We start from the raw sequence: 24,232 nt of genomic DNA, 5'->3' as shown, positions 1-24,232 counted from the left end.
ACAGGCGCCGGACCGGCAGGCATCGAGCCGCGATGGGCCTCCGGCCGCAATTCCACGACCCGCGGCGCCGGCGCCGTGTCGGCGGGTAGGGTTTCAGGCGCTGCCGCGGAAGGCCGGGGCGCAACCCCGCCCCATTCCATCAAAGGGTTATGGGACAGCAGCCCTTGCGCGCGAACCGGGGCGAACGTGAGGCAAAGGCCACAGGCCAGCGACAGCGACACCGCATGGCGGGACCATTCAAGAGACGAACGCTCCCCAGACGTGCTTCTTCTGTACAGCAAATGCATGGTTTCTTATCTTTCCCGGAATGCTTCTTGCGCCTTGAAGACCGGCTTGAGCAAGTAATCAAGAATGGTCTTTTCTCCCGTGCGGATTTCCACCGTGGCCGTCATGCCGGGAATGATGGGCAGCTTCTTTCCAGCGGCCTCAAGCCAGCTCGTGTCCGTCAGGACTTGCACGCGGTAATAGATCGCGTCTGGCCGCCCCGCCGCCATCTTCTTGTCGTCCTGGAGCGTGTCCGGGCTGATGTGCACGACTTCGCCGCTCAAGCCGCCATAGATGCCGTAGTCGTACGCGGACACCTTGACCTTGGCCGGCAGGCCCGGCCGCAGGAACGCGACGTCCTGCGGCTTGATCTGGCCTTCGACAATCAACTGGTCTTCCAGCGGCACGATTTCCATGATGTCGTCGCCGGGCTGGATGACGCCGCCTATGGTGCTGATGCGCACGTTCTTCACGGTGCCGTACACGGGGGCAACGAGCGTGGTCCGTTCGACGATGTCCTTGCGGCCCACCAGGTTCTCGGTGATCTGGGCGACTTCGAGCTCTACCTTGACGAGTTCGGCATTGGCCTCGCCCTGGTACTTGTTGCGCCGTTCGACCATCTGCACCTGGAGGTCGTTGGCTTGCCGCTGCATGCGCAGGATTTCAACCTCGGACATCAGCCCGCGCTTGGCCAGCGGTTCGGCCAGGGCGGTTTCGCGCATGATCAAGGCATGGCTGCGCTGCAGCGCGTTCAGGCTGTCTTCCAGCGCCTGCCTGCGCGACATATAGGCGTTGGTCTCTTGCTCCACGACATTCGGGTGCTGCTTGACCTCCTCGGGAAAGACTAGAGGCTGCCCGTAGGATTCCGCATTCAACCTGGCCATCATCGCCTTCAGGCCAACCTGCTTGGTGTACAGCTCTTTGTAGGTAGCCTGGGCCCGCGTGGGGTCGATCCTGGCCAGGACCCGGCCCTTTTCCACGATATCGCCTTCGCGCACCAGGAGCTCGGACAGGATGCCGCCTTCCAGGCTTTCGATGACCTGTTCCCGGCTCTTGGAAATGATCTTGCCTTCGCCTTGGGTGATTTCCTCCACCCGGGCGTACTTGGCCCAGGCCAGGCCCGCAACCAGCAAGGCGGCAAACAGGTACAGGATGGCCTTCGAGCCGGGAGTGGTCTGCGTCAGCAGGGATTCGCGCAGATCGCTCATGAAGGCGGCGTCGCCGCGCTGCAAAGGGGCGGAACCGGCGCGCGCTGGCGCGCGCCGCAGGAAGTTCAACATGGAAGGCTCCGTCAGGCCGCCTGGGCGGCAATGGATTGCGCTGCGGCGCCGGCAGGTTTCTCTTCCGGCGCGGCCGGCGGTTGCGTCGTGGGCCGAGGCTTGCCGGGGCTGGCGGCAGCCCGGTTCTCATTGGCATTCAACGAAGCGATGACCTTGTCCTTCGGACCGTCGGCCACCAGCCTGCCCTCGTCCACGATCATGATCCGGTCCACCAGGCTGAGCAGCGACATCCGGTGCGTGACCAGGATCACGGTCTGGCCCTGCGTGGCGCGCGCCAGATGCGACATGAACAGCGTTTCCGTCTGCGTGTCCATGGCGCTGGTGGGTTCGTCCAGCAAAATGAGCTGCGGGCTCGCCAGCAGCGTGCGGGCCAGCGAAACAAGCTGCCGCTGGCCGCCCGACAGCCCTTCGCCGCGTTCGCCGATGGGAAGGTTGATGCCCATGGGATGCTTGCGCGCCACCTCGTCCAGGCCCGTCAGCCGCAACACGCGCAGGAACGCTTCGGCCGAGGCATCCGGACGGCCGATCATGATGTTCTCGCGCAAGGTGCCGAAAAACAGCCTGGCCTCTTGCCCGACGTACCCCACGGCGCGCCGCCAATCCGCGGGATCGATCTGCGTCACGTCGATGCCGTCTATCAGCATCTGGCCGCCGGTCGGCTGGTACAGCCGGGCCATGATGCGCAGCAAGGTCGACTTGCCGCTGCCGATCCGGCCCAGGATGGCAACGCGTTCGCCTGGCGCGACGGACAGGTTGATGCCTTGCAGCACCGGCGGATTGGGCTTGCCCGCAGGCGCGGGATACTCGAACTTCACGCCCTTGAGCGTCAACTGGCCGCTCAGCGCGGGCTGCGGCAGGTATTGCTTGCCCACTTCGCGGTCCAGCGGCAGGGCCATCAGCTTGTTCAGCGAGCTCATGGCGGCCTTGGCCTGCTGGAATCGCACCGCCAGGCCCACGACCTGCCCCAGCGGCGCCGTCGCGCGCCCGGCCAGCATCACGGTGGCGATCAGCGCGCCCTGCGACAAGTCGCCGGCGCCGATCAAATAGACGCCGAAGACGACAATGGCGACGGTTTGAACCTGCTGCAGGAACGTGACCATGTTCATGGCCATGCTGGACAGCTGGCGAGACTTCATCGAGGTGCTCGCGGCGGCCGCGCTGAAGGCTTCCCAGCGCCGGGTCATATAGGCTTCGCCGCTGACGGCCTTGAGCGTTTCCATCCCTTCCACGGACTCCAGCAGCACCCCCTGCTTGAGCGAGGATTCGCGCAGGTTCTCGCGCATGGTGCGCGCCAGCGGCCATTGGATCCCGACGCTGATCAGGACAATACAGGGAATCATCAGCAGCGGAATCCAGCCCAGCGGCCCACCCACGGCGAAGATCACGCCGACAAACAGCAGCACGAACGGAAGGTCCGACACCGCGGACAGCGTGGCCGACGCGAAGAAATCCCGCACCGATTCGAATTCCCGCAATTGGTTGGCGAACGCGCCCGGCGAGGCCGGCTTGTGCTCCATCTGGATGGCCAGCGCCTGCCGGAACAGCACCGAGCCCATCACCAGGTCGGCCTTCTTGCCCGCCACGTCCAGCAGGTGCGCCCGGACATATCGCGCAACTCCTTCGAAGACCATGGCGACCGCCACGCCGATGGCCAGCGACCACAGGGTGACGTAGGCCTGGTTGGGCACCACCCGGTCGTACACGTTCATCGTGAAGAAAATGCTGGCCAGCGCCAGGACGTTCACCAGCACCGCGCCGATCGCGGCGCTGCGGTAGTAGCGGCGGTATCGCCACAGCGTCGAGAACAGCCAGTGGCCGGCGGCGCGCGGCGTCTCGTCGCCGGCCCGCGTATCGATGTGGGCCGCTGGCTTGGCCAGGATCGCATGGCCCGCATACCACGTGTCGAGCTCATCATGCGCGACCTGCACCGGCTTCATGCCGATGTCCGGCATGATGACCTGGTACACGAGCTTCTTGTTCTCGTCCCTGCCATAGCCCATCAGAATGGCGGCGCCCTTGTCCTTGCGCAGCAGGATCAGGGGCATGACATAGGGGGAGAAATCGTTGGCGCGGCGGCGCACCAGGCCGCTCGTCAGCCCGGCATTGGTCATGGCCGCCATGGCAAGCGAAGGGCTGAGCAGCGTGCCCTTGGGCAGGCCGGCGCACAGGGCTTCGGGGCTGCGGCGGATACCGTGCGTCGCGCACATCCACTGCGTGGCCTGCAGCAAGGTATCGACAACGCGGGTGGGCGGCGGCAGCTCAGCGGAGGAATTCTCTGGTGCAGCGGCGAGACTCTCCGACGACATGGGAACTCCTAAAAGTGGAAGGCAAGGTGGGTTTATCGGATCGCGCCAAGCACTGTAGAGTCCCCAAGACGCCGGGTGTGTCTGAAAAATCCGAATCTCAGCCGTTTTGCGTGGGACAAGTACGAAAAAAGCCTGCGCCGGGGCGTGAGCACGCCCACGCCCCGGGTGGCTTACATCAGGCCGACGGCCTCTTGCTCCTCGATCGGCATGCGCAGGCTTGCGGCCGCATCGCGGTGGGCGTCCGCCGCGGCGGTCTCCACCGGCGCGTCGACCTGCGCGATCCAGTCATCCAGCGCGGCTTGCGCGGCCTCGCCATCAGGCTTATCCGCGACCGCCTGGACCTCCTCATCGTCAAGCAGCAGGTCCGTCTGCCCGTCGGCAAGCAGATCCTCGATGCGCAGACCCAGCGTGCTGTCCGCCTGTTCCGGATCGGCCGCATCGAGGGCCGCCTGGACGAGATTCCCGTTCGCATCGACCACGCTGGTATAGACATCCCCGTTGAAATCGGCCCGGTCGTAGAGCGGATCGGAATGCACCCAGCTGACCCGGTACCCGCCATCGTCCAGCGCCATCACGGTCGGCATCAGGTCGGGCGAGCTCGCCGTATTGGCCGAGATGAGGGTCTCCCCTCCCACCCTGTTGCCCGCGGCGTCGAACGTCTGCCCATAGATATCCGCCGTATTGAAGCCCGTGGAACGGGCCCAGACAACGGCATAGCCGCCCGTTTCCAATGCAACCACGTCAAGCTGCACGCTCAGCCGGTCAAAGGAGACGCCGTTGACGCCGTCCGTCGACGTATTGACCATGGCCTCGGGCCCAGAGCGCGGAACGAGGGCGCTGCCGTTCCAGTCGAACGTCCTCGAATAAACGTTGAACTCGTCCATCGAACCCGGGGCCGGGGTGCCCGGGGCCCCGCCCGCCGTGTGGTTGGACGCCCACACGGCCACGTAGCCCCCGCCCTTGAGCCCGATCATCTGAACGCCGATCTGGAAGCCCGACGTTTGGGTGTTCAGCAGCTGGGCGCTTCCGATCGCCGCTCCCGTCGAAAATTTCCTCGCATGGAACACCACATCTGGGACTCCTCCAAGACCGCTTCGCCCCTGCACGACGCCAAACGAGTCGGCATCAAGCGCGACCGCGCCGAAACTGTCCGTGCCAGTCTTGTCGCTTATCGCCCCGCTCGGAAGATACGGGTAGTAGTCCACATACCCGCCAGAGAAATTGTCTCCGAGTACCCACGCCACCGCATCGATAGGTGACCCATCGGCCGCGAACCGCTGGAAGTGCTGCCTCATGGGAATGCCGGCGCCGATATGATCCCCAGGATTGATCGAGCCGCCGGTATAGAGCAGGACGAAGGAGCCATCGCCCATCGTCACCAGCTTGGGCGTCAACTCGACACTTGAGCGCCGGTTGACCGCGAGGTCCTCGATGAAGTTGCCCGAGGCGTCAAAACTCGAGAGATACACCTTCTGGCCGCCCCCATTGCTCAGCTTCGCGTCGCCGCCATTGGTCGCGTAGGCAACCATGAAAGACCCGTCAGGCTTGAAGCTGACGTCGTAGTTGGCGACATACTGCTGTCCCTTTTCCGCCGAATAGCCGATGTAGCGGTCGCCTGCCGCCGCGCCCTGGGCAATCGCCGCCCGCTCGCCCAGCGCCTTGCCATCGGCGGAGAAATGCTGCGCATACAGCCGGTAGTCAAACACCTGGCCTTCGTCCGACGCATAGAACATCCAGTAGCTGCCATCGGCCATGGAATACGTCTTTGCCGCAGCCTGGTCGCCAAACCCGTCGATGGCGAGAGCCGGGTCGCGGTTCACATCGATCAGGAACTGGCGCGACATCTCAAGCCCGGCGCCATTGCCGTCGACGAGCACGGCCGTATAGCTGTGTTTGCCCGCGGCCACGTCCTCCAGCTGGAAACGCCAATCCCTGCCCGTGACCGTCGCTGTCCCGACGAGCCGGCCGTCTTCGTAGATGTCAACCCGCTGCCCGGCCTGGAGGCTGTCCGCCAGCGAACCCTTCAGCAGCGGCGAGGCGTCGTCGGTCTTGGCGCCGTTGCCCAGGACGCCATGCACGGCGCCGGCATCGTCCTCGAAGGACTCGATCTTCAGCGAGGACGTCTTGCCCAGGTGCAGGGTCTCGGCGAGGGTATGCCTGTCTCCATCGGCGTCGACCACCTCGAAGGTCACCGCAACCGGAAGGTCCGGCAACGGACCGTCGCTTTCGACCTTGAAGTTTCCGTCCGCTGCAATCTGCATCGACAGTCCTGGCTCGATCTGGATGGTCACCGGCGACGCGCCAAGCACATACTCCGTTCCGCCCACGGTCACCTTCAGCAGCTTGAACCCACCGTCGCCCCCAAGCGCGATGGTCTGCTGATAGCCGAGGCTGCCGTCCGCGCCAAAGAGATTTCCCTCGACCGCGACCGTGTTCTTCAACGCCGCGGCCAGGTCGGCCGGGTCGGCGACGCTGAGGTACTCGTCGCCCGGGCCCAGGGCCGCCTTGATGTACTCCGAAGCCGAGGCGGCGGCCTCGTGGATGCCGACGCCGTAGACGTCGACCAAATCCTTGTACCGTCCGTTGACGAAATCGATCCAGCCTTGAGGCACGACGCCGCTATTCGGTTCGCCATCCGTCAGGAAATAGACTTTCTGTTCCCAGCCCGGCCGCACATCGAAGGAATGGCGGATCAACCTCTGGGCCTCGGTCAATGCGGCGTCATAATTGGTAGTGGCTTGCGGATCCAGATACGTGATCGTCCGGAGCCATGCCTTGGCCTCCTCGAAGGAAGCAAAGCTCCGGCTGTACTCCACGGTCCAGCTGAAGACGACGATATCGACATTGAACGCCGTCCCCGCCGCATACACATCGGCATACTTGTCAAGGAGTTCATGGACGGCCTTGATCTGGACGTCCCATTTGGTCTGCATGCCTTGCGGCGTGTTCCCCATATTAAGCATCGACCCCGATTTGTCCAGCACGAGCGTGAGGTTCACGCCCGCCACCGGCGCCTCGATATCGCCGATGAGGAACTCGCCGGGCGAGGCGCGCAATTCGTCGTTGACGACCTCGATCCGGCCCGTTTCCGACACCGACTTTCCATTGGCGTCCCTGGCGGTGATGGTCAGGTCGTTGCGAACAGTCTCCCCGGCAGCGCCGCCGCTGGTGTCGTGCGCCTTCGGCGTGTCCAGCGTATAGGTGTAGCTGTACTTGCCGTCGCCATGGCTGGCGATCGCCAGCGTGTCGCCGCCCAGCTTGTAGGCCGGATTTCTTGCAAGCTCGCCCACGCTGACGGTTCTTTCCTCGCCGCCGAGCCTGAACGTGACCTCGGTCACGTCGCCGCCAAGCGTGAAGTCGCCGCCTGCAATCCGGTCGCTTGTCGTGCTGCCGTCATTGGCGGCCCAGTCGATGCCCGTGCCGTTCGCGAGAGCCGCCTCATGCACGGCCGTGTCGGTCGCGGCGAGCGTGAGCATATCCTCGCGGATCAGCGTGGCCGGGTCGGATATCCCGCCCTTGTTGCCAACCGCGTCGATCACGCGGGCGGTGTACGTGTAGCTGCCGGTGCCCAGGCCATCGTCCTGGAACTCCCAGTCCTCGCCATTGACGACGGCGTCTCCAAGATACGCGCCGTCGCGATAGACCGCCACGCGGTCGCCGGCATCGAGGCCCTGGCTGAGCGTGCCCTTCAGCTTGGGCGAGGTGTCGTCCGTGGACGGCGCCGCCGCAAAGGTGAAATCGCCCTGCGAAACGCCGCTATCGTCGAAATAGCCGTCGACCGAAGCCACCGCCCCAGGCGGCGTCAGGTCTATGGTCAGCGTGAAATTCCAGCTGCTGCTTCCGCCATCCAGGTCGGAGGAAGTCGCCGTGTAGACGTGCGTTCCTTCATCCTGCTCCGGCGGGGTGTAGCTCCAGTTGCCGTTCTCGTCCGCCATGGCAGACCCCAGCACCGTCGAGCCCTCGGAGATCGTCACCAGTTTGTAGGGCAGCGCCCGCCCGACCAGGGTGGGCGTCGTATCGTCGGTCGCGCCGTGGTTGGCGACCGGGCCGGTGACCAGGCCATAGTCGTCGATGGCCTTCTCGATCGTGACGCTGAAGGTGCCGAACCGCAAGGTCTTGGCAATCGTTGCGGTGTCGCCGTCGGCGTCGCGCAGTTCGAAAGTCATCGGCACCGTGAAATTAGCGGCGCCGCTCGGAAGCGTCAGCTTGAACGTCCCGTCCTTGAAGATCTCCATCGAGCCCCCGTCCTGGAGCGCCACGGAGACGCTGTCGCTTGCCCCGAACGCGTAGGCCGTCGAGCCCACCCGCACCGAGCCCAGGATGAAGCCGCCGTCGGCGCCCAGGACGACGCTCTGGTGTTCGCCGATCGGGTTGGGCGAATCGAACAGATTGCCTTCCGTGACGACGGTGCTGCCCAGGATGGCCGCCAGCGCGCCGTCATTGGTGACCGCGTAGTACTTGTCGCCGGCATCATTCGGATTGAGCACCTTCTGCACCGCATCGTGGCGCTGGCCGGATTCGAAGCCTATCCCGTAGACATCGATGATGTCCGTGTTGGCGCCGCTGATGAAATCCTTCCAGCTCTGCGGCGTTTCCAGCATGGCGGGGGTCATCTGGCCCGAGCCAGGACTGCCGTCGGAGATGAAATAGACCTTCTGGTTCCAATCCGGATGCAGGTCCATCGACTTCTGGACGGCATCCTGGATCAGGTTCACCCCGTCGGTCCAGTTGGGATTGAACGCCGAGGTTCCGGCGCTCAACGCCTGGTCGATCCAGGCCTTGGCCGCGTCCAGGGAGTCCACGGTCTTGGTCTTCAGCAAAGGCTGGCCGCTGCCGTCCCAGCAGAACAGCGTGAACGTCAACGGCGTTCCGGGCGCGTAGGCATTCCCATAGCTGTCGAGCATGCCCTTCAAGCCCGCCCTCAGCTCCGGGAAATGGCTCGCCATGGAGTTGGAGTAGTCGACCGCGACGGTGATGTTGACGCCGGGAACTTCCGCCTTGGCGACATAGAAGTCGTCCGGCGAAGCCTGGATCTCGTCGTTGACGACCTCGATCCTGCCGGTCTCCGACACCGACTTGCCGTTGGCGTCGGAAGCCTTGATCGTCAGGTCGTTGCCGATTTTCTCGCCGACCGCGCCGCCGCTGGTGTCGTGGCTCTTTGGCGTGTTCAGCGTGTACGTATAGCTGTATTTTCCGTTGCCGTGGCTGGTGATCGCCAGCGTGTCGCCGCCCAGCGTATAAGTCGGGTTGCCGGCCAGAGCCGAAACCGGCACGTCGATAGCCTCGCCGCCCAGCGTGAACTTGACATCGGTCACGGTGCCGCCGAGCGTAAACCCGCCCCCCGCCGTCGAATCGGACGTGGAGCTGCCGTTCTTGAAAAGCCAGTCGGCACCCGTCCCGCCTTGCAGGGCAGCCTCGTGCGCGACCGTATCGGCCGCATGCAGCGTAAGCATCTCCTCGCGGACCAGCGTCGCCGGATCGGAGTCGGCGCCTTCGTTGCCTGCCGCGTCGATCACGCGGGCCGTGTAGACGTAGCGGCCATCGCCCAGCCCGGCGTCCTGGTATTTCCACGTCGTGCCGGCGACGTCGGCAAGGCCCAGGTACTCGCCGTCGCGATAGATCGCGACGCGCTCGCCGTTGCCCAGCGCCGGATCGAGGGTTCCCTTGAGCAGCGGCGACTTGTCGTCGGTGGACGGCGCCGCCCCGAAGCTGAACTCGCCCTGCGACTCGCCGGCGTCGTCGACGTACGTCGTGATCGATACCGTATGGGCCGGTTTCGTGAGGTCGATGACAATGTCTTGCGACGTCGCGGGGCCGACCTCTCCCTTGGTGTTGACGACGCGGGCCTGCAGCGTGCGCTCGCCTTCGGCCAGGGCGCGGGCGGTGTTGTCATGCACCCAGTGGTTGCCAACCTGGACAGCATTGGACCAGCTTGCGCCGTTGTCCATCGAGATCTGCACCACTTCGCCCGGGTTCAACGCCCGGTCGACCTCGACCCGGACCAGCAGCGTACTGTCGCTGGTGATGTAGTCGGTGGCGGAGCTCCCCGTGTCGTCGGTGATGCCCACGAAGGCGACCTTCGCGGTCGGCACGGGAATCGTGTCGACGACGATCGTGTACGACTTCGACGACAGGCCCGTATTGCCCACGAAGTCCGACGCCCGGGCGGAGAACTTGTATTCGCCATCGGGCAGCGGGTACATCGGCTTCCAGCTCCACGCGCCGGTGCGCACGTCCGAGGTGATGCTGGCCACCGGCACGCCGAAGTTGTAGATCGTGACCAGGGAATTGGGCTCGCTCTTGCCGCTGAGGGTCGGGGTGTTGTCCTTGGTCGACCCGCCGTTCGGAACCTGGTCGCCTTGGGGGTTCAGCAGATTTTCGCTGACCGACGCAATCGACGTGCTGCCCGGGGCGATCGTGTCGACGATGAAGATGAAGCTGGACGACGGCGGCGCTCCCGACCCCGCATCGCGGGCCGACAGGATGTGGCCGCCCTCGGAAAAGGGGATCTCGGGCGCGAAGGACCAGGTTCCATCCGCGCCGACCGTCACGCTGCCGATCACTGCGCTGCCATCCAGGATGTTCAGCTGCGCGCCGGCCGGGCCGGTGCCGAAGATAGCCGGCAGGTTGTCGTCGATGATCGCGTTGGCGCCCAGCTCGCGCACCTCGCCGCTGGTGCTGACGTCGTCGACGATATGCGTGACCGCAATCGGAAGATCGTCGAACGCGGGCGCGGCGGCGGACGCGACCTGCGCATCCCCGCTGGCCGGCAAGGCCGTGGCCATCGCCATCGCGGGCTGCGCTTGCGTGGCGGCGGATTGGACAGCGTCGGACGCTTCGCCCGGCACGGCGGCCGGATTGGCTTGCGCCGTGTCCTGGGCATGCACCGACTGCTTGATATGGTGCAGCGCCACGGCCTCCTGCTGCTGGTGCCAGAAGCCAAGGCGCTCCGCCGCGAGCATTGCCGGACCTTGCGGCGAGGCGCCGTCGGCGCCCAGCAACCGCTGATAGGCGCCCTCGCCATCCATGCCGTAGACCTCGCCCTGCATGGCGTAGAAATCCTCGACGATGACGACCGGTTTTTCCCAGCCCGCCGACCGCAGGCTCACGTACAGGTCGTTGCCCGCGCGCGCGGCCGTCAGGTCCTCCGGCAGGGCCGTGCCGGCGGCTTCGGTAAACAGGTACTGTCCGCCCTCGAAGGCCGGAACCCGCAGCGTATCTTTCAGCGCATGCAGGGGTTGGAGCTGGAAGCTGCGCTTGTCGGACAGCACCGCGAAGTTGGGGTTCCAATTCGTTTTCTTCACTTCGGTTCCTTGCAGGTAGGATTGCGTCGAGCGATCACGTACGAAAAACACCGGCTGGCAACCAGCCGGTGTTTTTCCAGAGCGAAGTACGGGGACATCGGTTGCCCACAAGCGCGGCGCCCGGGCGCAAGGCAACGCGCTCGCGCGTCGGCTGGCCGTTCAGGGCGGGCCCGGGAATGTGCCCATTGCCCGCATTTACTGGATCGCACCGGGTACTGTAGAGCCCCCGAGACGCCAAGCCTGTCTGAAAAATCCGAACTTGATATGGACTACTCCAGACGGCGGGAAGAACAGCCGGCATCGGGGCGCGGGCAAGCCCACGCCCCGCTCGGCTTACACCAAACCGACGGTCTCTTCCTCAGCCGCCGTCCGCAGGCTTGCCGCCGCATCGCGGTAGACATTGGCCGCAGTGCTATCCACAGGCGAGTCGACCTGCGCGATCCAGTCATCCAGCGCGGCTTGCGCGGCCTCGTCGCCAGGTCCATCCACGACCGCCTGGGCCTCCTCATCGTCAAGCAGCAGGTCCATCTGCCCGACTGCAAGCAGATCCTCGATGCGAAGCGCCGGCATGCCGTCTACCTGTTCCGGATCGGCCTCATCCAGGGCCGCTTGGACGAGATTCCCGTTCGCATCGACGACGCTGGTATAGACATCCCCCTTGAAATCGGTCCGGTCATAGAGCGGATCGGAATGCACCCAGCTGACCCGGTACCCGCCATCGTCCAGTCCCGCCACGGTCGGCATCAGGTCGGGCGAGGTATCCGTGTTGGCCGAGATGAGGGTCTCCCCTCCCACCCTGTTGCCCGCCGCGTCGAACGCCTGCCCATAGATATCCGCCGTGTTAAAGCCCGTGGAACGGGCCCAGACGACGGCATAGCCGCCTGTCGCCAATGCGGCCGCGCCTAGCTGCACGCTCAGCACGTCGAAGGAGACGCCGTTGACGCCCTCCGTCGACGTATTGACCATGGCCTCGGGTCCAGAGCGCGGAACCAGGGTGCTGCCGTTCCAGTCGAACGCCCGCGAATAGACGTTGAACTCGTCCATCGAGCCCACCGGCCCGCCCGCCGTGTGGTTGGAAGCCCACACGGCCACGTAGCCTCCGCCCTTGAGCTCGATCATCTGCGCGCCGATCTGGAAGCCGGCGGCCTGGGTGTTCAGTTGCAAGGGGCTCCCGATCGTCCCTCCGGTCGCAAAGCTCATCGCCTGGAAATACACGTCAGCCGGCTCGCCTCGTCCGAACACGACGCCGAACGAGCCGGCATCAAGCGCGACCGCGCCAAAACCGTCCGTACCCGCCTTGGCGCTTGCCGCGCCGCTGGGAAGCGAGGCGTTGTAGTCTCGATACCCGCCAAGATTCCCGCCGAGTTGCTGCGCGTTCGCATCGACAGGCGATCCATCGGCCCGGAACCGCTGGAAGTACGGCATCGCGGACGCACCGGGCGAGCCGGCATCCATCGAGCCGCCGCTGTAAAGCAGGACGAAGGAGCCATCGTCCATCGTCACCAGCTTGGGCGTCATTGCGACAGTCGTGGCCCCCCAGCCGCGAGATCCTTGATGAAATCGCCCGTGGCGTCAAAGCTCGAAAGATACAGTTTCCCGCCGGTCCCGTTGGCCAGGTCAGCGTCGCCGCCGTTGGTCGCGTACGCAACCATGAAGGACCCGTCAGGCTTGAAGCTGACGTCGTAGTTGGCGACATACTGCTGGCCCTTTTCCCCGGAATAGCCGATGTAGCGGTCGCCGGCCGCCGCCCCTTGGGCAATCGCCACCGGCTCGCCGAGCGCCTTGCCGTCGGCGGAGAAATGCCGCGCATACAGCCGGTAGTCAAGCAGCTTGCCTTCGTCCGAGGCATAGAACACCCAATGGCTGCCATCGGCCATGGCGTACGTCTTCGCCGCGGCCTGGTCGCCAATACCGTCGATGGCGAGTTGCGGGTCGCGGTTTACGTCGATCAGGAACTGGCGCGACATTTCAAGTCCGTCGCCATTGCCGTCGACGAGCACGGCCGTATAGCTGTGCTTGCCCGCGGCTACGTCCTCCAGCTGGAAACTCCAATCCCTGCCGATGACCGTGGCCGTCCCGACGAGCCGGCCATCTTCGTGGATGTCGACCCGCTGCCCGGCCTGGAGGCTGTTGGCCAGCGAGCCCTTCAGCAGCGGCGAGACGTCGTCGGTCTTGCCGCCGTTGCCCAGGACGCCGCGCTCGACGCCGGCCTCGTCCACGAAAGCCTCGATCTTCAACGTGGAAGTCTTGCCCAGGTGCAGGATCTCCCCAAGGGTAAGCCTGTCTCCGTCGCCATCCACCACGTCGAAGGTCATCGCAACCGGAAGATCCGGCAGCGGACCGTCGCTGTCGACCTTGAAGCTTCCGTCGGCGGCGATCTGGATCGACAGTCCTGGCTGGATGACGATGGTGACCGGCGTGGCGCCAAACACATGCTCGGATCCGCCTACCGTCACCTTCAGCAGCGTAAATCCGCCATCGCCGCCAAGCGCAATGCTCTGCCGATAGCCGAGCCCGACGTCCGCTCCAAAGAGATTCCCCTCGATAGCGACCGTATTCTTCAACGCCTCGGCCAGGTCGGCCGGATCGGCGATGCTGAGGTATTTGTCGCCCGGGCCCAGGGCCTGCTTGATGTACTGCGAAGCCGCGGTGGCTCCGGCGTCGATACCGACGCCGTAAACCTCAAGGAGATCCTTGTAGGGCCCCTTGACGAAGTTGACCCAGGCTTGAGGCACCTCGCCTTCATTCGGCTCGCCATCCGTCAGGAAATAGACCTTCTGTTCCCAGCCCGGCAGCACATCGAAGGACTGCCGGATCAGTTTCTGCGCCTCGGTCAAGGCGGCGTGGTAATTGGTAGTGGAGAGAAAGTCCGGGCGCCCGACCGTCTGGAGCCAGCTCTTGGCCTGCTCGACGGAACTAAAGCCCTGGCTGTAGTCCACGCCTGTACTGAAGACGACAAAATCGATATGGAACGCCGTTCCCGACGCATACGTGTCGGCGTACTTATCAAGGAGATCGTGGATCGCCTTGATCTGGATGTCCCATTTGGTCTGCATGCCTTGCGGCGTGTTCGTCGTCCCTTCCATCGACGCCGATCTGTCCAGCACGAGCGTGAGGTTCACGCCCGCCACCGGCGCCCGGGAATCGCCGACGAGGAACGCTCCAGGCGACGCGCGCAATTCGTCGTTGACGATCTCGACCCGGCCCGTTTCCGACACCGACTTTCCATTGGCGTCCCTGGCGGTGATGGCCAGGTCGTTGCGGACCGTCTCGCCGACGGCGCCGCCGCTGGTATCGTGCGCCTTCGGCGTGTCCAGCGTGTACGTATAGCTGTATTTTCCGTCGCCGTGGCTGGTGATCTCCAGCGTGTCGCCGGCCAGCTTGTAGGCCGGATTTCTCGCAAGCTCGCCCACGCTGACGGTTCTTTCCTCGCCGCCGAGCCTGAACGCGACCTCGGTCACGGTGCCGCCAAGCGTAAAGTCGCCGCCCGCCGTCCGATCGCTTGTCGTGCTGCCGTCATTGGCGGCCCAGTCGATGCCGGTTCCGTTCACGAGGGCCGCCTCATGCACGGCCGTGTCGGTCGCGGCGAGCGTGAGCATATCCTCGCGGACCAGCGTCGCCGGATCGGAGTCGTCGCCTTCGTTGCCAGCCGCGTCGATCACGCGGGCCGTGTAGACGTAGCGGCCGTCGCCCAGCCCTGCGTCCTGGTATTTCCACGTCGTACCAGTGACGTCGGCAAAGCCCAGGTGCTCGCCGTCGCGGTAGATCGCGACGCGCTCGCCGTTGCCCAGCGCCGGATCGAGGGTTCCCTTGAGCAGCGGCGACTTGTCGTCGGTGGACGGCGCCGCCCCGAAGCTGAACTCGCCCTGCGACTCGCCGGCGTCATCGACGTACGTCGTGATCGATACCGAATGAGCCGGTTTCGCGAGATCGATGACGATGTCTTGCGACGTAGCGGGGCCAGCCTCTCCCTTGGTGTTGACGACGCGGGCCTGCAGCGTGCGCTCGCCTTCGGCCAGGGCGCGGGCGGTGTTGTCATGCACCCAGTGGTTGCCAAACTGGACAGCATTGGACCAGCTTGCGCCGTTGTCCATCGAGACCTGCACCGCTTCGCCCGGGTTCAGCGCCCGGTCGACCTCGACCCGGACCAGCAGCGTATTGTCGCTGGTGATGTAGTCGGTGGCGGAGCTCCCCGTGTCGTCGGTGATGCCCACGAAGGCGATCCTCGCGGTCGGCACGGGAATCGTGTCGACGATGATCGTGTACGACTTCGATGACAGGCCCGTATTGCCCACGAAGTCCGACGCCCGGGCGGAGAACTTGTATTCGCCATCGGGCAGCGGGTACATCGGCGTCCAGCTCCACGCGCCGGTGCGCACGTCCGAGGTGATGCTGGCCACCGGCACGCCGAAGTTGTAGATCGTGACCAGGCTGTTGGGCTCGCTCTTGCCGCTGAGGGTCGGCGTGTTGTCCTTGGTCGGCCCGCCGTTCGGAACCTGGTCGCCTTGGGGGTTCAGCAGATTTTCGCTGACCGACGCAATCGACGTGCTGCCCGGGGCGATCGTGTCGACGATGAAGATGAAGCTGGACGACGGCGGCGCTCCCGACCCCGCATCGCGGGCCGACAAGATGTGGCCGCCCTCGGAAAAGGGGATCTCGGGCGCGAAGGACCAGGTTCCATCCGCGCCGACCGTCACGCTGCCGATCACGGTGCTGCCATCCAGGATGTTCAGCTGCGCGCCGGCCGGGCCGGTGCCGAGGATAACCGGCAGGTTGTCGTCGACGATCGCGTTGGCGCCCAGCTCGCGCACCTCGCCGCTGGTGCTGACGTCATCGACGATATGCGTGACCGCAATCGGAAGATCGCCGAACGCGGGCGCGGCGGCGGACGCTGGCGCGGCCTTGGTTGGCGCGGCATCGGCCGCCAAGGACGCGCCGGCTGCTTCGGCATACAGATGCTTGCCGCCCTCGAAGGCCGGAACCCGCAGCGTATCCTTCAACGCATGCAGGGGTTGGACCGGGAAGCTGCGCTTGTCGGACAGCGCGGCGAAGTTGGAGTTCCAGTTCATTTTCTTCATTTTTATTCCTGCGGATGAGATTGCCACGCGCGATGGCGCACGAAAAAAAGACACCACCCCGGCTGATTCCGGGCGGTGTCTTTCAGTAGCAGGACGCGGACGTCAGTTGGCGTTCAGATTATTGATCCGGATCACGACGCGACGGTTGGGCGCATAGCAGGCGATCAGCTCGGACCGGCTGCCTTCGCAGTCGGTCACGACCGGGTCCCTGCTGCCCATGCTCTTCATGGAAAGCAGGCTGCGCCTGACGCCATGCTCGGCCAGGAATTCCATGACGGTCTTTGCGCGCGCGGAGCCCAGGCGCATGTTGGACGCATCCCCGCCGATCTGGTCCGCGTGGCCGATGACGATGATCTCCTCGATGTCCTGCTGCCTTTGCGCCAGCTTGCTGGCCAGCTCTTCCAGGTGATCGCGGCCTTCCGCCGTGATGTCGCGGTATGCCGACTTGTTGAAGGCGAACAGCACGTCGCTGCTCAGGATGAGGTCTTGCGTCTTCAGCTGCCCGGCCGGGTTCTGGCAGGGCTGCACCGTCGAGGCCCGCGACACGACATGGATCTGTTCGCGCGCGTTGACCAGGCCGCGCTCGGCGTCGGCGCGGCTCACCGGAACCGGGGCGCCCTCCTTGCCGCGGCCAGCGGCGACGAAGTACGTATCGCCGGCGGTGACAGTAGCGCGGTAGATCAGGTCCGTCTTGCCGCGGTACAGCGGCGCGTCGTTCTCGAAGGCGCCCAGCGTATGGTCGCCCGGCGCCAGGCAGATAACGGTAAACCCGCCAGGCAGCAGCGTGGTGTGATACTCGCCGTCGATGTAGACGTTGGCGCCGGGCGCATCCTGCCCGGCCGCGCCGTCCCGGAAGTACACGAGCTGGGCCTGCTCGCTGGTGGCCGGCGTTACGGGCACATAGTTCTGGCCAAAGGCCGCCATGGACGTTCGGGCCTCGGCGGCCTGCGGATCCAGCCCCGCGTGCACCGCGAACAGTACGAAGCCGGCGATTGCCGTACTCAGGAAATTCTTCACTCGAAACATATCGTCAACTCCCGCCCGGCCGCTGGGGTAGCGGCCGGACGTTATGAAAAAGGGAACTGGACATCCCTGCTGCAGGCCTGTCCAGCGGTAAGACATGGCGGATGGAAACGGGCATCCCGTCCGCACCGCCAGTGCTTGCATCAGGCCATGGCGACCTCTTGCTCGAACGGCGCGGGGACGTACGCGTCGATGGGATAGCCTTCGCATCTGGCGGGATCCGCCGCAACGGCGTCATCGGCGCCCCAATCGCTGGCCTCTGGGAACAGGCCGTCCACCCTGATCGAGTCGGCGCCATCCTTGGCGATCAGGTCGGCGACGCTCTCCGGTTCTTGCGGGAACAATGCATCCGGGCTGTCGCCCAGCACCTCGTCCAGGTAAAACGGAACTCCTGCGCCAAAGACGATCTGAGCGGAATTCTGCGGAACGAACGCCTCTATCGTGCGGGCGGCATCCGTGTATACGTCGAAGACATCGCCATCGAGCGTATGGGTGCCCAGCTTGAGCCACTGGTCGGCGCCGCTCCGCGTCAACAGGTCCACCTTGACGTCGCTGCCGCCTTCGACAAGAAGCTGGACCTTGCCGCTGCTGGTGACCAGCCCGACTTCTCCCAGGCGCGCCACGTCGTTCTGCGAGAGCTGCAGGCGGTTGTTGCCGCTGCCCAGGTCGAACTGCTCGATGCCGCGAACGCTCTCGCCCGCCTGCGACAGGTTGAAGACCTGATTGCTGCCGCCAAACACCAGCGTATCCACGCCCAGCCCGCCATCGACGCGCACGAACGAGGCCTGGTCGACGGTGATGCGGTCGTCTCCCGCGCCTGCGTAGACGACGTCGTCCCGGCCTATGCCGGAGATGATGTCATCGCCGCCGCCGCCCGCGATCCGGTCGACCGCGCCGTCCACGCCGCCGATCACGTCGGCGTTGCCGGTAAAGCCCTGGGTCAGCTCGGCGGTCTCGCCGTAGTAGATCTTGTAGCTGCCTGCGTCGTTGCCGCCGGCGTCGGACTCCCATGACGGAATGGCGATATCCGCCACGCCGTCGCCGTTCCAGTCGCCCATTGCGGTGTTGGAGCCCAGCCGGTCGTCGGCCAGCCCCGTCCACTTGATCGCCCGGCCTTGGCTGACCAGCGTATCGAGGTTCGTATTGGCGCTGAAGCCGCCGCCCTTCTGGCCGTACACGAGATAGGCCGCGCCGGCGCACGTGCCGCCGTTGATCGTCGCGTTGGGCGCGCCGACCAGGAAATCATCGATGCCGTCGGCGTTGAAGTCAAAGCCGCCGCTGACGCCGCTGCCCAATTGCGCGTAGCCCATGTCATTGGAGTTCAGGACAAAGCCGTTGACGCCATTGAGCCTGCTCAGGTCGATGTCCGACCAGTTCTGGTCCCGCTTGCCGTAGATGACGTACGCCCGGCCGGGGGAATTGGCGTCGTTCAGCCTCTTGTCGCCCCAGCCCGGCGAACCGATGATGAAGTCCGCCACGCCGTCGCCGTTGATGTCCCCCAGGGTCGACACGGTGGTCGAGCTGCCGAACCACAGGTTGCCATGGGCGTTCTTGCCCATGTCGTTCTTGACGTCGCCGAGCTGCTCGCCGACTTCGGTGCCCTGGAGCAAGACGCCGTACTGCCTTATGTCCTTGAGCTCCATGGTCGGGGCGAATCCGCCGCGCTGGCCGAAGACCAGGTAGGCATTGCCGGCTTCGGCCATGCCGAAGGCGGTTTCGCGCGGTGCGGCGATGACGAAGTCCACGATGCCGTCGCCGTTGACGTCGCCCACCGCATTCATGGTGCTGCCGGTGGCAACCGTGCCCCTGAAGGTCGTGTAGGCATTCGGGTCGATCGGCTTGCCGGTCGCCATGTCCGTGATCGTCGGGTTGCCGGCTGGCATCTTCAGGTTGTGGCCGCCATAGAGCTGCTTGGCATTCTCCCCGCCATAGATGATGTGGGTCTCGCCTTCGTGCGAGTCGGTCACCAGCAGGTCGTCGTAGCCGTCGCCGTTGACGTCCGCGAACGCGGCATCGGCGCCCACCCAGGCCGATCCCCAGCCTATGCGGGTGGCGTAGGTGGATGCCCCGTCGTAGGCGGGCTTGAGGTACAGCGTGCCCGGCTTGTCGCCGCGGCCATAGATCACGTGCGCGCCGTCTTCCAGGTGCGAACCCACGATGATGTCGTCGTAGCCGTCGCCGTTGAAGTCTCCGCCGCCCTTGACGTACAGGCCTGTCTTGGCATTGTCGCCGGCGGTAAGGCCGGAACCGTCAAGCTTGATGCCTTGCCCGGCTGTCATTCTCTCGATGCCGTTCTCGAAGCTCGGCAGGCCGGCCGTCGTCCCATAGACGAGATAGGCGTTCGAGCCCTTGATGTCGTGCTTATGGTCGTACTGGTTCGCCGGCGCGCTGACAATGAAGTCCTCGATGCCGTCGCCGTTGAAGTCGCCGGCGCTCTTGAGGTCCCAGCCCAATCCCGAGTAGGGAGTGTTGCTGTTCGTCGTCGAGGCGACTTCGATGCGGACGTCGAACTCGCTGGACTGGGGGCCTTCGGTTCCGGCGGCGCTGACATTCCTTGCGGTCAGCGCGTGCAGGCCGCTGGCGAGCTTTACGTTGTTCTGCTGCGTATCGTAGTCCCAGTTGCCGCCGGCGTCCGCCTTGGCCTGGCCGATGAGCTTGCCGTTGTCGTAGATATTGACCAGGCCATTGGGCACGGCGTTCTTGCCGCGCAGGTGCGGCGAGACGTCATCGGTGGTGGCGCCGCTCTTGAGCCAGCCCGCCGAAGGCAGGATGTCGTCGTATATCTCGGAAATGGTCGGCGCGGTCTTGGGCGCCGACAGGTCCACGACAATGCCGAACGCGCTGGAGGTCTCTCCCAGGTTGCCCGCTTTGTCGACGATGACGGCGGTATAGCTGTAGCTGCCTTCGGCCAGGCCGGAAAGCGGATAGGTCCAGCCACCGGCCCCATCGGCTTCGGCCTTCCCGACGTACTGGCCGCCGGCGTAGATGTGCACCTCGTCGCCCGGCTGCAGGCCTTTGACGGTCCCCTTGAGCAGGGGCGAGGTATCGTCGGTAACGGTTCCCGATCCAAACTCGCCCTGCTTCGGGCCGGCATCATCCCCGTAGACTTGTATGGAAACCTCGTAGTCTCCGCCACGGGGGCCGGTCATGTCGATGACAATGTCTTGCGAGGCGATGGGGCCCGGCTCGCCCTTGGTGTTGACCACGCGGGCCTGCAGCGTGCGTTCGCCCTCCGCCAGGGCGTTCGCCGTGTTGTCGTATACCCACTGGTTGCCCTGCTGGGTGGCGTTGCCCCAGGTCGCGCCGTTATCCATCGACACCTGCACCACTTCACCGCGGTTCAGGTCGCCCGCGACCTGGACGCGCACCAGCAGCGTGTCGTCCTTGGTGACGAAGTCCGTGGCCGACGAACCGGTATCGTCGGTGATGGACAGGATGGTGGGCGTGGCGCTCGGCACGGGAATCGTGTCGATGGTGATCGCGTACGACCGCGACATCAGGCTGCCGTTGCCCACGAAGTCGGACGCCCGGGCCGAGAACTTGTATTGGCCATCGGGCAGCGGGAACGGCGGCGTCCAGCTCCATGCGCCGGTGCGCACGTCCGAGCTGATAGCGGCCATCGCCACGCCGAAGTTGTAGATCGTGATCAGGGCGTTGGGCTCGGCCTGGCCGCTGATGGTGGGCGTGTTGTCCCGGGTGGAGCCGCCTTCCGGAATCGGCTCGCCTTGCGGATTTGCCAGATTCTCGGAAACCGAGGCAATCGACGTGCTGGCCGGGGCGATCGTATCGACGATGAAGATGAAGTTGGAAGACGAGGTCTGGCCCGTCGCCGCATCGCGCAGCGACAGGATATGGCCGGCCTCGGAGAAGGGAATATCGGGCGCCAGGGACCACGTTCCATCCACGCCGACCGTGACGCTGCCGATGACGACGCTGCCGTCCAGGATTTCCAGCCGCGCGCCGGCGGGGCCGGTGCCAAAGATTTCCGGCTGGTTGTCGTCGGTGATCGCGTTGGTGCCCAGCTCGCGCACCTCGCCGCTGAGGCTGACGTTATCGACGATATGGGTGATTTCAAGCGCGAAGCTGGCGGCCGGGGAAGGCGCGGCGGATTGCTGCGCAGCGCCCGGATCGGCTTGCGGCGACACCGCATCCGCGGCTGCCGGAATGCCTGCGTCCGGCACGGCGGCGGGATTGGCTTGCGGCGAGGCCTGGGCCTGCACCGACTGCCTGACATGATGCAGCGCCACGGCCTCCTGCTGCTGGTGCCAACTGCCCAGGTTTTGGGCCGTCACGGCGACCGGGCCTTGCGCAACCGAAGCGTCGGCGCTCAGCACGCGCTGATAGGCGCCGTCGCTGTCCATGCCATAGACGTCGCCCGGCTTCGCATAGAAATTCTCAACAATAGCGACCGGCTTTTCCCAGCCCGCCGAACGCAGGCTCAGGTACAGGTCGTCGGCCGAGCGCGCGGCCGCAAGGTCCTCGCCCAGCGGGGAGCCGGCAGCTTCCGTGAACACGTACTTGCCGCCTTCGATCGCGGGAACCCGCAGCGTGTCTTCAAGCGTCTCCAACGGTTGAAGCTGAAAGCTGCGTCTATCCGACAGCACGGCGAAGCCGGACTTCCAATTCGTTTTTTTCATCTGGGTTTCCTAATGGATATGCGATAAATCAAGGGGTCCAGAGGGCGTCCGCAGCCTGGGGCCGCCAGCCCGGCGCCCGCTTCTGGCGGGCGCCGGGCTGGACAGGCTTAGACCAGGTTCAACTGCACGCCTTCCTGGACCAGGATGTCGGCGTCCACGCCGCTATGGCGATACACCTCGTAGCCCACTCCCGCGACAGTGATGGAGCCCAAGCCTTCCCAGTCGCCCGTGTCCAGGCCATTGGGCAGCAGGTCGTCGAGTTCCACCTTGTCGCCGGCATTGCCCTTGACGACCATCTGCATCGTCGGCTCGTTGACAAACACGCCGCGGGCGCCCTGGTCCAGCACGTCGCTGAGCGACAGCTTCAAGGTGTTGTTCCCGGTGCCGGTGATGTCGATGATCTCGATCGAGCTCAAGCGGCCTTGCCAGGTCGTCAGGTCCAGCACCTGGTTCGCGCCTTCGAGCTTGAGCGTGTCCTTGCCCGGGCTGTCAAAGCTGCTGGCCAGGCCGCCTTCGATCAGCTTGACGTCCTGCAGGTTGCCGACGTTATCGACGGTGAAGATGTTGTCGTGGCTGGAGCCGTAGACTTCCGACACATCGCCCGTCACGGCCTGGTTCACGCTGGGCGCCGCGCCGGTACTCGCGTACTCGGACATGTTGCCCGACTGATCCACGATGGCGGCGCTGGGGCCGGACGCCTGCCCGATATCCAGCCTGGCCTGGCCGGCAGCGATGTCGGCGGTGGTCAGGGTGTACTCGAACTTGCTCGCGCCGCCGTCCGCCACGACCGCGATACGGTCGCCGGCGGCGACGTTGGCCGGGTCGAATCCGACCAGCAGCTCGCCGCCCTGGGCGCCGACCGAGGTCGGCGCTTTGGGGGTGTACTGCGCGCCGGGCGGGGTGAGCGTCACGTCCTGGCTCATGACGTAGCCTTGTCCGCCAGGGCCGGTCACGCGCGTCTGGATGGTCCAGCTGCTCCTGTGGGCATTGTTGTCCTGTGCGACCCAGTCCAGGCCGTTCACGAAGGCGTCAACCCAGGTCTGTCCGCCATCGGTGGAAACCTGGAGCACCTGCCCGACCGTCAACGCGCCGCTCAGTTCGCCTTGCATCAGGCGCCCCAAGCCGCCGTTGTTGGTCAGGAAGTCGTTGCCGTCGTGGCCCGAATCCTTGCCCATCGAGAACACCTGGGCCACCGGCACCGGCGACAGGATGAGTTCGAAAGGCGCAGACCTGCCGCTGACGTGCTGTGCCGCGTCCATGGCCTCGACGGAGAAGGAATGCGGTCCATAGGACAACGGCGTGCCGGGCGTGAAGACCCATGTGCCGTTGCTGCCGGTCGTGGTCCGGCCGATCTCCTGGTTGTTGTCGTAGACGATGATCGTGCTGCCCGGCACGGACTGCCCGGACAAGCCCGGCGTCGTGTCGTCGGTCACGTCGCCCGCCTGGAGATCGCCGCGCTGCGGCCCCTCGTCGTCGATGCCGTGCTCGATGGTCGGCGCGTCGAGGACAAAGATGACCTTCCACGGAGCGGACGGACCGCTCGTGTTGCCGGCCTCGTCCGTAGCCTGGACGGTGAACTCGTGTTCCCCTTCGTCCCAATCCTGCGTGGGAGTGAACTCCCAGTCGCCGTTCTGATTGGCCGTGGCCGCGCCGACCAGGTCGCCATCGTCATAGATCTTGACGGTGGAGCCAGCCTCGGCCTTGCCACGCAGCACCGGCGTGGTGTCGTTGGTCGAGCCGCCTTCGGCGATGGAGACCTCGCTGGCGCCCTCGTTGTTGTACAGCCCATCAATGCTGGGGCGTCCCGGCGGAACGGTGTCCACCTCGACCACCCACGGGTCGGAGGCATCCGAACGGTTGCCCGCCGGGTCCTCGAAGACCACGGTCAGCGAGTGAAGGCCGTTGACGAACGGAACCGGCGGCGTGAAGGTCCAGGCGCCATCGGGCTTGACCACGACGGCCGGCTCCAGCCGCGTGCCGTTGTCGTAGACATGGACCGTATCGCCCGGCGTGCCCCGGCCGCTGAGCGTCGGCGTCGAGTCGTCGGTGACCCCGCCGTTGCGGATGGGGCCCTGGATGTCGCCCACATCGTCGGTCACTTGCTCGAGGCCTTCCCCGAGGCGGGGCTTCTCCGGCTTGGTGATGTCGATGCGGAACTCGAAGGCGGGCGTGGGATCGCTCTCGCCGGCGGCCGCCGTGGTCACGGTGGCCGTCAGGCTGTGCGCGCCTTCGGACAGTTCGGCCGCGGGCGTGAAGCTCCAGTTGCCCGAGGCGTCGCTGGTGGTGCGCCCGATCTCGGTGGCCCCGTCATAGATGATGACGGTGCCGCCGGCCGTGGCG

The 24,232-nt window shown here is 65.4% G+C and carries 8 protein-coding genes; all 8 read right to left on the bottom strand.

Annotated features, from left to right (window positions below; all coding sequences use genetic code 11):
- Positions 1-293: 293 nt before the first annotated feature.
- Positions 294-1,544: an HlyD family type I secretion periplasmic adaptor subunit gene (locus ACFWP0_RS23110; protein WP_377846028.1), complete on the bottom strand. Its 1,251-nt coding sequence runs from the start codon at positions 1,542-1,544 to the stop codon at positions 294-296.
- Between the two features lie 11 nt (positions 1,545-1,555).
- A complete protein-coding gene (locus ACFWP0_RS23105; protein WP_377846027.1) occupies positions 1,556-3,850 on the bottom strand; it encodes a type I secretion system permease/ATPase in 2,295 nt (764 codons plus the stop codon).
- 170 nt (positions 3,851-4,020) lie between these two features.
- Entirely contained in the window at positions 4,021-11,154 is a 7,134-nt protein-coding gene (locus ACFWP0_RS23100; RefSeq protein WP_377846026.1) for an Ig-like domain-containing protein, read from the bottom strand.
- Between the two features lie 333 nt (positions 11,155-11,487).
- Positions 11,488-12,672, bottom strand: coding sequence for a hypothetical protein (locus ACFWP0_RS23095; protein WP_377846024.1), 1,185 nt, complete (start codon positions 12,670-12,672; stop codon positions 11,488-11,490).
- Positions 12,669-16,232 carry an Ig-like domain-containing protein gene (locus tag ACFWP0_RS23090; protein WP_377846022.1) on the bottom strand — a complete coding sequence of 1,188 codons (3,564 nt, stop codon included), beginning with the start codon at positions 16,230-16,232 and terminating at the stop codon, positions 12,669-12,671. The genes ACFWP0_RS23095 and ACFWP0_RS23090 overlap by 4 nt, the downstream gene beginning before the upstream one ends.
- 102 nt (positions 16,233-16,334) lie before the next feature.
- On the bottom strand, positions 16,335-17,258 hold the full coding sequence (locus ACFWP0_RS23085; protein WP_377846020.1) for an OmpA family protein: 924 nt from the start codon (positions 17,256-17,258) through the stop codon (positions 16,335-16,337).
- A gap of 140 nt (positions 17,259-17,398) precedes the next feature.
- Positions 17,399-21,892, bottom strand: a complete 4,494-nt coding sequence (locus ACFWP0_RS23080; protein ID WP_377846018.1) for an Ig-like domain-containing protein — start codon at positions 21,890-21,892, stop codon at positions 17,399-17,401.
- Positions 21,893-21,999: 107 nt separating this feature from the next.
- Positions 22,000-24,232: Ig-like domain-containing protein (locus tag ACFWP0_RS23075; RefSeq protein ID WP_377846016.1), on the bottom strand; the 2,233-nt coding region annotated here is incomplete at its 5' end.

Origin of the sequence: Achromobacter sp. NPDC058515 (assembly GCF_042721735.1) — a bacterium.
Lineage (GTDB): Bacteria > Pseudomonadota > Gammaproteobacteria > Burkholderiales > Burkholderiaceae_B > Achromobacter.
This window is presented reverse-complemented; position numbering and strand designations above follow the sequence as displayed.